11 protein-coding genes are annotated in these 10,226 nt (G+C 58.0%); all 11 read left to right on the plus strand.

Annotated features, from left to right (window positions below):
* Positions 1–77 precede the first annotated feature (77 nt).
* Positions 78–1,109 carry a transcription initiation factor IIB gene (locus ACP99_RS16080; RefSeq protein ID WP_049987571.1) on the plus strand — a complete coding sequence of 344 codons (1,032 nt, stop codon included), beginning with the start codon at positions 78–80 and terminating at the stop codon, positions 1,107–1,109.
* Between the two features lie 306 nt (positions 1,110–1,415).
* Positions 1,416–2,642, plus strand: coding sequence for a hypothetical protein (locus ACP99_RS16085; RefSeq protein WP_156105777.1), 1,227 nt, complete (start codon positions 1,416–1,418; stop codon positions 2,640–2,642).
* 111 nt (positions 2,643–2,753) lie between these two features.
* Positions 2,754–3,221 (plus strand): hypothetical protein, encoded by a 468-nt coding sequence (locus ACP99_RS16090; RefSeq protein ID WP_049987573.1) that lies wholly within the window; start codon positions 2,754–2,756, stop codon positions 3,219–3,221.
* A gap of 105 nt (positions 3,222–3,326) precedes the next feature.
* The gene (locus ACP99_RS16095; RefSeq protein WP_049987574.1) at positions 3,327–3,623 is read left to right on the plus strand and encodes a hypothetical protein; all 297 of its coding nucleotides are present in this window, start codon (positions 3,327–3,329) and stop codon (positions 3,621–3,623) included.
* Positions 3,624–3,797: 174 nt separating this feature from the next.
* Complete coding sequence (locus tag ACP99_RS16100) at positions 3,798–5,321, plus strand: hypothetical protein (protein WP_049987575.1); 1,524 nt, start codon at positions 3,798–3,800, stop codon at positions 5,319–5,321.
* Positions 5,322–5,534: 213 nt separating this feature from the next.
* On the plus strand, positions 5,535–5,921 hold the full coding sequence (locus ACP99_RS16105; protein ID WP_156105778.1) for a hypothetical protein: 387 nt from the start codon (positions 5,535–5,537) through the stop codon (positions 5,919–5,921).
* Positions 5,918–7,051, plus strand: coding sequence for a hypothetical protein (locus ACP99_RS16110; protein ID WP_049987577.1), 1,134 nt, complete (start codon positions 5,918–5,920; stop codon positions 7,049–7,051). Before ACP99_RS16105 ends, ACP99_RS16110 begins: the two co-directional genes overlap by 4 nt.
* Positions 7,052–7,285: 234 nt before the next feature.
* Positions 7,286–8,788, plus strand: a complete 1,503-nt coding sequence (locus ACP99_RS16115; protein ID WP_049987578.1) for a helix-hairpin-helix domain-containing protein — start codon at positions 7,286–7,288, stop codon at positions 8,786–8,788.
* A gap of 33 nt (positions 8,789–8,821) precedes the next feature.
* Entirely contained in the window at positions 8,822–9,145 is a 324-nt protein-coding gene (locus ACP99_RS16120; RefSeq protein ID WP_049987579.1) for a hypothetical protein, read from the plus strand.
* A 268-nt stretch (positions 9,146–9,413) separates the two neighbouring features.
* The gene (locus ACP99_RS16125) at positions 9,414–9,752 is read left to right on the plus strand and encodes a hypothetical protein (protein WP_156105779.1); all 339 of its coding nucleotides are present in this window, start codon (positions 9,414–9,416) and stop codon (positions 9,750–9,752) included.
* Between the two features lie 105 nt (positions 9,753–9,857).
* The coding region (locus ACP99_RS21050; RefSeq protein WP_231554322.1) for a metallophosphoesterase at positions 9,858–10,226 on the plus strand (369 nt) is incomplete at its 3' end.

The raw sequence follows: 10,226 nt of genomic DNA on the forward strand, positions 1-10,226 counted from the left end.
CTTACCTCTCGGTTCCATTTTTTCGCCCCCGACGTGAGGTGGCGGGAGTCATCACCGATCCCTCTCCGTCCTCCACTATGACCGAGAACGATTCATCCACTCCCGATAGCAACCACGTTCGGACTCGCAAGATATCCGACTCGGAGCGCACGACTGGACCGTCCGAGACCACTGACGCCGCTGTCGCTACTAGGACCGCTACGTGCCCCGAGTGCGACGGGGATCTTCACGTCGACCACGTCCATGGAGAAACTCGGTGTGGCGACTGTGGACTCGTCGTCGCCGAGAATGCGATCGACCGCGGCCCCGACTGGCAGGCCTTCTCCGCGGACGAACGCGAACAGAAGTCCCACACAGGGACCCCACTCACGCCAACCCAGCACGACTTTGGCCTCAGCACCGAGATCGACTGGCGCAACAAGGATGCCCACGGAAACACCATTTCCTCACATCGGCGAGCGCAACTGACCCGTCTTCGCACGTGGCAGCAACGGTCCCGGACCGGTAACTCGAAGGAACGCGGCCTCAAGGCGATGCTTTCAGAAATCCAGCGTATGGCCGCTGCTCTCGATCTCCCCGACGATGACCACGACATCGCCGCCGTCATCTGCCACCGGGCCAGTGATCAGGACCTCCTTCCCGGTCGGAGTTACGAAGGCGTCGCGACTGCCGCCGTCTACGCCGCAATCCGGCAAGCTGGCCTCCCACAGGATCTCGAAGCCCTCACGCAGGTCAGTCGAATCGACGATAAAATCCGTATCAAGCGCACCTACCGATATCTCGTCCGCGAACTCGAGCTCGAAGTCCCGCCGCCCGATCCACGAGACTATCTCTCCCGCCTCTGTTCGGAACTCGATCTCAGTCAAGAGACCAAGCGGTTTACGACGGAACTCCTCAAGGATGTTATGGAGACCGGCATTCACTCTGGGAAGCACCCCGTCGGGATGGCCGCTGCGGCCCTCTACGTCGCCACGCATCGCTCAAATACGCCTTCCAGAGACTCGTGTACACAATCCGAACTTGCGGAGGCCGCGAACGTGAGCGTGGTCACGATCCGCAACCGCTACCACGACATTCAGGATACCTGTTTCCCGATGGTCGAAGCCTGACCTCTCGAACGCGACGGCCCTCCTTTTTGAAGACCTTCAAGCACAAACAGGCATTCTTCGCTATTGCAATTCAGAACGCATCTCTATAGCCGTCGCCGCCTCTGTTTTCGATCCCTGAGCCACCGCGCCCCCGTCTCTGACGACGATCACCGTACCGTCGCGCCCGCAGACTATCGTCTATTCAGCTACTGGTTTATCCCGCGCTACTCCCGCAGACGCGAAAACACCATCGTCGCCCCTAACCCCTCCGAGAACGGCGAGTGCTGTCCTACGGACCGATTGAACCGATCCTTCACTTTACCCACTATGCCATACACGAGCCCTCCGATTCCGGCGCTTGAGACGGCCACCTATCCGGCTGACTGCCGTGACCACGACCAGTGGTTGACCTGGAAGCCAACCGACAACGACCGAAAGGTCCCACGAGCGCCCTACGCCTATCCGGACTGGCCCGAGCGGTACGTCGATGCTCAGAACCCCACGGTCTGGACGGACTTCGAGACCGCCCAAGACTGGGTCGAGAAGCTCTCCGCCGGTTTCGCGCTTGCGTACGTCATCCGCAACCGTGAGCAGTACCCCGACGAAGACCTCGTCGTCGTCGACTACGACGATGCTCGTGATCCGGGAACTGGCGCTATCCACCCCGTCGTCCACGAGCACTTGCAGACTGCAGACTCGTACGCCGACGTCTCCCCCTCTGGAACAGGCGTCCACATCCTCTGCCGAGGCCAGCTCCCCGATGACGTCACGACCGTCGCCGACGATCTCCCCACCCACGACACCTTTCCGGACGCCTCTATCGAAGTCTACGACTCCGCCCGCTTCGTCGCGATGTCCGGCCAACATCTCGTCGGGACGCCCACCGAAACGCACCCGGCGCAAGCGTTCATTGACGACGTTGTCGACGCATTCACGACCCCACAGCCACAGGCGGATACCTCATTTGAGGTCTCAGAGCCGCCCACGGACGCGTTGCCTGAGGCCCCCTCGTCGCCTCCATCTCAACGGTCACCGCCAGCGTCCACGACCAACATCGAAGACGTCTACCGGGCGGTCGAGACGACGCGACCGTCCGAAATCCGCCTCGACTCGCCAATTACGGAAACTCGTAGTGACGGCACGAAATCACGGAACCCCTGTTGGACGAACTCAGACTCGGGGACGCGTCTCGCCGAGATGGACGACGGCTGGATCTATCGGAACGGACTCATCGTTCTCGACGCCCTCCAGATTGTCGCCCTCGAGGAGGGCATCGTCACAACTGCCGGCGAGTATCCTTCCGGGAAAGACTTCTGGGAGGCTGTCGAGGAACTCCGCGCTCGTGGTGCCGACATCCCCGAATACGAAGCCGACTCCGACCGCGAGGAGGAGTCCGATCAGTCTGCTCCCTCCCCATCCCCGACAGCCGGCCGGTCGCTGCGGGATCTACACCGCGAACTCAGAGTGAAAACCATCGAGCGAAACCAGCTTAGAGACGAACTCGTGACTCGCCGTCGAGAACTCGCCGCTCGAATCCGTGACGTCCGATCGTAACTCGGCGGTTTCCCGTACGTGGTTCCTAGTGCGAATCCGACGACGAGAACTCCCCATCATCCCGTCGAATTTCTCTCAGGCCATCGCAGATGACCCACGAGGTAACTCAGTATGACCGACACCAGACCACGGACCTTCACAGCGCTGACCGAGCACCCGCTCCCGCTTAACGAAGACGAGGTTACGGCGTTCGCCGAAAACCACCCCCAGCTTGACCCGGACATCCACGTCGACGCACTCCACGAGGACTACATCACTCTGCTCGCGGAAACCGCTGAGTGGCGCGTCTTCACCATCGATCTCTATGGTTTTGATGAGCGTATCTACTTCTGGCACGGCGCTCTCGGCGAAGGTCTTGCCCTCCCAACGGACGAGTGGGCAGCAGGAAACCTTGCCGAGGCGTTCGCACTCTACCGGCAGGCTATGGCCGACAACGTCAGTCGTGACGGCCTTCCCCTCACGCCCGACGAAGACGCCGAGTGCCCCTACTGCGGGGGCGAACTCTCCTCCTCGACGACGCCAGCAGGTTCGGTTGACCAACGCTGCACGAGTTGCGGCGAACATCGAAGCATCGGGTGACTCGGCTTGCCGTCCTGCCTACAAAAAATCGAACCGCCTACTGACCGAGATCGGCCCTCTCACCCCGGTTTCTTTCCACCTACGGGAGATGAGGCGTATTCAAATATGTACTACAGAGTCCGATTCCCCGACGTCGGCGCAGGCGCGACGCGGCTTGCGTGCTTCATCGAAGGCGAGAGCGAAGCCGCGGTTCGCGAGCTGGCAGCCGACCACCCGCACTTCCGAGGCTGGGACGCTTCGAAGGGGAGCGTCCGGAAGACGAACCTCGCAAACCGGAAGTCACTCGAGAACCGCATTATGGACGTCAGCAATCCGAATGCGGCCGTTCTCGAAGACGGTACCGTGCTCCGGCGGTCTCTGGAGCACAACGAAATCGTCGAGCATCAGCCCGAACAGGCATAGACGCTCCACGACCGACCGATCCCCCGCCCGCACCGCCCGCCTTCGCACAGCACCGCACAGCGTAGGCGGGTTTCTTCCCCCCGATCGAGTGTAGAGGGCGGTGAAAACGCCCCTCAGCGCACTAGGCGGGCGATAACCCCCCCACGTCGAACTCAATCCTAGAGGTCATCCACGATGTCAGCTGAAACTCAGCCCAGTTCAGAGCACCGCGATACGCCACGGAGTGACCGTGATTTCGCGGTCGACGAGAGTATCGATGTCCGATCACTTATTGCGAAGGAACAGACGCTTCCCTTCCTCGGGCTCACTCCCGCGGACGCAACAACCGTCGACTATCCGGACGGTATCGAGCCCGCTGGCCGCCGCTTCCTCAACGCGGACGCGAGTGAAGCCCGCTCACTAAAAGCCGTCATCAAGGCGCTTCCGCAGGCCAGCAGCGGCGAACTCCGCGCTGTCAACGAGTTTGTCGATCCAGCGGACGAGACGGTCGACCCCGAGGAGATTCGTGACGTCGACGGCCTCAACGCCGATCTCCTCGAAGCCGCAACTGGCCAGTCCGTCGAAGAGCTCGCCGCGAACGCACCAAGTGACCGTCTCCTCGATGTCACCGATCACCAGGACATCATCGACCGCCGTCGTCTCGCTCTCGCGGCACTCGGCTACCCTGTCAAGTTCCGCTGGCAGATCGCGACCTCCACGTACTCGATCATCAACCCTGAGGAGGCCTACCTCCCGCTGATGGGGGCGCTCCAAAAGCACGGTGCCGACGAGGCGTTCGGATGGGCGGATATGCGGGACTGGGGCGGCGTCGCGAAGCTTACCGTCATTCTCCCAGACTTCCGCCGTGAACTCGATATGAGCCAGTCGGATGGCTCAACGAAGGCCGCTATTCGCGAACACGATGCGCTCGCCGATGTCGACCCCACGATGAGCGACGGTAGTGACGAGGATGACAGAGATGACGAGACGGCGACTGTGACGGTCTACGGTGGTATCCAGACCGGCTACGACTTCCGCGGCTCCCAGACGATGTGGGCGAAACCCCTCCTCTTCTTCCCGGGATCGGGGACGGTTATGTACGGTGTCGGCCAGCGGTACTCACGGCGTCACGTCGGCGATGTCACGAACGCTGCTCACGAACGCGCGCACGACCGCGTCCCCATCATGGAGTGGTGGGGGAACATCTACGACGATCTCGACGCGCGAACGACCACCGTCGACGATGTCCTCGTTCGCGCCCGCTCGGTCGCGATCGACTTTGAGGTACTCCCCTTCGACGTCGACGACTTCTACGTCTATCTCGGAATCCCCAGCACGTACGCCGAGAGCGCGAGTACTCGAGCTACGCGCATCGCGATGCCAGATTCCTGTCCCACACTCTGGAACCTCCAGTTGTCGCTTCTCGTCGCCCTCGGCGAGTTCGAGGGCTCGCGAGCCTCCGACACCTTCCAAGCCTACAACGAGGTCGCCCGTGACATCCTCTTCTCACCCGGGAAATCTATACAGCTTGCCGCCCGCGAGCACGACCTTCAGGCCGATGACGACGAACCGAGTATCGCGCCCGACCAGCAGACGCTTAGCGATGCTCTCGGTGAGGCATTCGCTATTCCCGGCGTCGAAGCCGCCTCTGAGCGCGACCTCTCAGATACTGATGCCCAGCGAGTCCAGAACACCATCCAGGAATCCCTCAATCAGTAGCCCGCGAAGCGCTCTTCCATAGGGATCAGTCAAAGTTCTCAGATCATCCAACGTAGCAAGTTTCAGTGTAATAAAATCGATGTAGCTAATACAGAGGTTTATTATAGCATAGAAGTAACCACAAATAGCCGAGACAATGTCTCTAAGAACTAATTAACTGTACTGGCGTTGTGTGAGAAATCTTTAGTCAGAGGGTCTGTATATTGCTATTTAATGTCGGATACGGTCTCAAAGACGCGAACAACAACGATTCTGACGTTACTTATCCCTCTCGGACTCGCCGCCATCCACTTCCTCCTCCCTGAATCGCTCCGAGACGTAATGGTATTCGATCACAGTGAGTTCTCAATTATCACGCTCTGGACCTCAGCATTTGTACACCTGGACTTTGGGCACCTCCTCTCGAACCTCGTGGGGTACATAGCTGGGATTGTACCGACTCTGGTGCTTTTCACGTATCAGAAGAGACACCGAGTGTTCCGCAGGATACTCCTTGTTTTCTTAGTGACTTTCCCACCGTTGATCGCGATCTCGAATTACGCGATTTTCAATTCGGCCTTCAGGCAGAGAACGCGGCCACACGTGGATTTTCCGGGGTGATCGCAGCGATATTCGGCCTGCTCTTCGCAGCGGTTCTTGAGGTTATCTGGGAACAGGCGAGTTGGAAGGAGACGTTCGGGATTGGTGCTTCGGTCCTGCTTCTGTCGATGATAGGGATTCTGATCCGTGGCGGGTCTCTCACGTTAGAGATGCTTGGCCTCGGAGTATTCGGTGTCCTACTGTCCCTCTCGCTTGTGGTTTCATTAGACGCATTACGCCATCCAATCGCCACTGCTCGGGAGTACTGGCTGGAGATGCTCTTGGTCCCGTATTGTGTGGCTGTTCTGGTAGTCTTCATCCCTCTACTCTTCCCTATTAACTGGATTCAAGACGGAAGCATCACGAACATTTTCGGCCACGGCATCGGTCTGCTGCTCGGATTCCTTGGCGGGGCAATAATAGCCTTCCTACTAACTGATCGGGGACAAATTGAAATTCGGAGACGAAGGCACCTTAAGAACCTCTACATCTCGAAGGTTTCCGGGTGGACTCTTGATAAGAAGGGGCTCTTCACAATTCTCGGACCGATGGCTCTTGGTACAGCCGGATATCTTTACAGTCCAGAGAACTCGATTCTCACTGGAGCAACAGTTCTGTATGCGTCTCTTCTGCTATTCCGAGAAATCCCCGAGCAACCCGTCCTCTCATTCGAGCCAACTGAACTTTACATTAAAGAAGACAAAGGCGATGAAGACGATACATACATCATCGCCACCGAACTGAGGAATGTCGGTGGAACTACCGCAGAAGACGTAGTTCTGACTGGACGTATCTATGATCCTATTTCGAACCAAGACACCAATTGGATCGAAGGAAACGCGATTAATATGCAAAAGAATAGGATTTCGGGGGACCCGTCTTCAGAAAACACCTTCTGTTCATCTGAGAAGGATTTTAAAGTCAATGAATTGGAACGTATTGACATCCGTCCGTCCCACTACCAATCCTTCTTCATCAGCATTAATCAACGTAGGTTACCTAATGAGGAATTCACTGAGGAGGGCCGACTTGAACTCCGCGTAGATGCAGTCAATCAAAAGTTCACCGCCTTCGATGTCCACCATCGAGAAATATTGGAAGAGTGGGACCGGACTCGTGATACATTGAAATCCATCGCAGATATCTTTTGACCATCCTGTTCCATCGTTAACGACGGTTTCAGAAAATTCGGATTTACAACATATACGGACGCGATCCATCAAGGACGGTCCGCGGCGAAGTCTGCCGAGCGACGTCGATGACTGCCTCCCTGCCTACCTTAACATCGACCGCAACCCTGCTACGATCTCATCGTAGCACGTTTTTCCCGCACCTCGGTCCATGAACGCGATTGATCAGTCATGTCACAAGTAGCCCCACAGTCTATGAGTACCGATGACCAGCAACGGTTCCTCAGCCACCTCGCTGCCGGCCTTATCAAAGAGACCGGTGGGGACCTTCCAATCGAGACACTTCACCTCCGCGCCGGCGATTATTTCGACCTCGATGGCGACACCGTCACCCAGCTCGTCGAGGACGGGGCTAGCAACGGAATCTACACGCTCGACCGCGACAGCGACGGCGGTCAGCGCATCACGAGCGTTACCCCAGAAGGCGACTGCCCGACCGAACTCGCCGCACACGTCGACGCTCTCACTGCCTCTGCCGATAGTATTGATTTCACCGTCTTGGACGGCGTCGGCGAGACCGTCGAGCAGAACCTCATCGACGCGGGCTACACCACGTTCGGGGAACTCCACCGTGCAGACCCCGAGGACCTCACGGATATCCCGACGCTCACAGGGAGCAAAGCCCAACTCATCGTCCAGCAGGCCGGCCAGCACGTCCAGGTCGAGACAAAGGTCGCCGAAGACGCCCTCACTCGATACCGTGAACGCCTCGGCGATGACACCTCCGGCTCGGCGACCGTCTACTCCATCACTGACGTCGATCAGGACGTCGGCGACCCGCTCGCAGTCGTCGACCCCTCGATGCCAGTCGAAGAGGCAACCTTCCACGGGCTCCCCATTCTCGAGGACAACGACCACCCACATATCGTCCGGAAGCGCGATATGCCCACGCGGGCCGGTGAGGTAATCGCGCCGAAGACGACGACGATAGAGGATGTCCAGCTCGACACGCTTGAGGCGACTGCGATGAAGCTCGCCCGCGGCAACCGCGGCCTCCGATTGGTCGGCCCTCACGGCGCCGGGAAGAACTATCTCCTCAAATACCTCCACTATAAGACAAATCGCGTCCTAGTCAGCGTCGACGCCGACGCCTCGATGCTCGCCCAGGACCTCCTCGGTATCTCTACGGTCAACGAGGATCGCATCGTCGTCTTCCGCGACGGCATTCTCACGAAAGCGATGAAGCACGGCTACACGATCGTCATCAACGAGGTGAACGCCGCGCCGGCGGGCGTGATGATGGCGCTCCAGAAGGTCCTCAATCAGAACGTCCTCACCGTCAAGGAATCCGGCGAGGAGATCATCCCGCACCCGGCCGCTCGAATCGTCGTCACGATGAACCCGCCAACGCGCGAATACCGAGGGAGCGAACCGATGAACGCCGCGACTCGTGACCGCTTCCAAACCATCTTCTTCGATTATATGGACCCCCAGGACGAGATCGACTTTCTCGATCAAAAGTACAATACGAGTCGCCAGCGCATCGACCGAGACAGCCTCCGTCGGATGGTCGAGTTCGCGAACGCCACCCGCGACAACGAAATGTGGCCGACGCTCTCCACCCGGAAGCTCGAAGACGCCATCGACTGGTACGATATGGGGGCGAGCGTTCGCGGTGCCCTCAAGCACGTCGTGAAGGCAAGCGCTGAACCCCACCAAAATCCCGATGATACCTTCGAGAAACTCGAAGACACGTGACCGACTGGACCATCTCACAACCCACACCTCACGATGACCTCATCGTTTGAGCAGCGACGTGCGTTCATCGACCACTGTCGCAAGGTCGAGCGTGTCGCGTACTTCGACGGGACTCGCGATACCTACCACACCGTCGTCGTAGCGACGCTCTCTGCAAACCCTGCCGAGGACATCAAGGAAGTCGCAGACGACGCTGGCTACACGCTCGCGACTACTTGGACGACCACGCTCTTTTGTCTCTACGTCTTCAGCACAACACCCGAGGACCTTCCAACGTCACTTTCGATGTCTGACCCACCACCGTACCTCGTCGAGACCGTCCGTGAATACTTTTGTGACGTCTCTTATGCTCGCTAGCTGTGACATCAGAGATACCTAAACAATCGACAAGATGGTTGTCGTAAGACATTTCTCATGCGTATCGTTCCGTATCTACTGCTGGTGATCGGATGATAGTTAGAGAGTCTTGATTCACGCAAACAAAAATTTTCAGATGATATCTATTCATACTAGTGACGGGTATCCTAGTGTTCCATTTGTTGGACTGTCGTTTTTTTAGGCGCTGACAGGGTTCAACGATTCACCCCGCGTAAGCGTTATACAGCGCAATAATCTAGATCGCAGTATGGCAACACACAGCAATCTTCCTGAACCGGTGCAGCAGGCGCTTTGCCCCACGTGCGATTCACAACTACTGACGCTGATCGAAATCGTCTCCCCTGAGGACAGCGAGAAAGCCACTCGAGAAACGGCGGGGCGGTCGCTGGGAGGTGCGGGTATCGGTGCGCTCGCTGGGGCGCCGTTTGGCCCAGGCGGTGCGTGGCTCGGTGCGACAGCCGGCGCGTTCTTCGGCGGCGCTTCGAGCCCGGACTACTACGCCCAGATGCGGTGCGATAGCTGCGGGGAGGAGCACGAAATCGGGGTTAACGAGGACAAAGTCCCGCCGCACCTCCTCCCCAAGTAACTACGTACTGTACCTATCGAATCAATATGGTGTTAGTGGGGGCGAGAATGGATCTATGGCACTCTAAATCGATAGGGAATATTACTTCAACTACGCTCATACAAAATGACCCACATTCTCGCCGTATCTGACTGGCGCTCCCAACCGATTGACGATCTCTACACCATTCTCGAAACTGTAGAACCAACTCCAGATCTACTACTGTATGCCGGCGACGACCTTTCACGTTTCAAAAACGCCGATACTGACACAGATCATCTTGCAGAACTTGCTCGCCTCACGAAGCACCAACAATCACTCTATGTCCGAGGAAACGACGACTTCCCCTCGTCAACCGGTCCACAATTCGATTCGGAATTTACCACCAACCTCCACAGGACACCATACACCTACGAGGTCTCGTGTTCATCGGCCATGGAAGGATCAACCCAGGGACCCTGGTCTCATCACCTATACCGAAGGACGACGTCCAAC

Source organism: Halobellus rufus (genome assembly GCF_000739575.1).
Classification (GTDB): Archaea; Halobacteriota; Halobacteria; order Halobacteriales; family Haloferacaceae; genus Haloquadratum; species Haloquadratum rufum.